General features: G+C 56.3%; 2 protein-coding genes. Both read left to right on the top strand.

The window, feature by feature from the left end; genetic code table 11:
• Nucleotides 1-316: hypothetical protein (locus tag CKO23_RS24860; protein WP_207168696.1), on the top strand; the 316-nt coding region annotated here is incomplete at its 5' end.
• Complete coding sequence (locus CKO23_RS24855; protein WP_200336235.1) at nt 313-549, top strand: hypothetical protein; 237 nt, start codon at nt 313-315, stop codon at nt 547-549. The genes CKO23_RS24860 and CKO23_RS24855, both read left to right, overlap by 4 nt.
• Nucleotides 550-1,079 lie beyond the last annotated feature (530 nt).

The raw sequence follows: 1,079 nt of genomic DNA, 5'->3' as shown, positions 1-1,079 counted from the left end.
GCGGGTGGGGGATGTTATGCTGAAGGACGTGAAACCGTCGGCCTACGACATCGCGAAATCTGGCGGCCGGCATGCCGGGTTCCTGAAAGACCAGGCCGCCAAGTCTGACGGGGAGCTGGCGCGCTCGATTCGTTCGCTGCGAAGCCAGGTCGAGACGCACCGCGACAAGATCACCAACCCGTCGAACTGGGTCGCGCCAGGAATTACGCCGCAACACCTAAATGGCTTGGTCAACTCGTACTGGCCGAAAGAGATCGCCAACTTTACGCAGCAAATTGAAATCCTAGAGAGAATCCTAGCGGAGCGGAAACGATGAGCAAGCAACAAGATGCGCTGGTCGTCCTGGAAGAGGTCGCGCAGTCCCTGAAGGACTCTGCCGAAGCCGTGAGCGGTGGATCGGAGTATGAGCAGGGGCGGCTGATGGGCTATTACGAGGCGCTGTCGACCCTGCTGTCACAGTGCGAGGTCGCGGGCATCGCCCCGGGGGATCTGCACCTCGGTGCGGAATTCAAGCTGGAGTCACTGCTCAAGACGCGCAACGCCGCCTGATGTGCCAGTTTCAATCCGTGCTCGGCTGATTAGCCGGGCGATGCGGCGGAGATGGGTTCTTGAGATCAATGCGCCAGTGTTTCAATCCGCGCCCGGCTGATTAGCCGGGCGATGCCTCCGGCTTCGACATCGTCGTTGGCCTTTACGAAGTTTCAATCCGCGCCCGGCTGATTAGCCGGGCGATGCGTCCGCTCACTGTCTTGATCGCCTCTCTCGTGTCGTTTCAATCCGCGCCCGGCTGATTAGCCGGGCGATGCTCTATGTGGTCGAGGTGCTGAGCCTGATCGATGAGTTTCAATCCGCGCCCGGCTGATTATAGCCACCGTATTAATAATCCAGGCATTTACTGGAACAAAAATCACAATGAGGCGTCTAAGTCATTATACGATAGTTAAATGATGAGGCCTATCATGAAACCCAACTGGTTATCCGATGCACGTCTAATCCCTGACGAGGTGATGAGTTATATTCGAAAAATTGCCGTTCATGCGGTTGAAGAAAATCATTACAGTCCAGAAGACGTCATCAAG

The organism is Thiocystis violacea (genome assembly GCF_016583565.1).
Taxonomy (GTDB): domain Bacteria; phylum Pseudomonadota; class Gammaproteobacteria; order Chromatiales; family Chromatiaceae; genus Thiorhodococcus; species Thiorhodococcus violaceus_A.
Note: the sequence above shows the minus strand (reverse complement) of the source record. Positions and strands in the feature narration are given on the sequence as shown.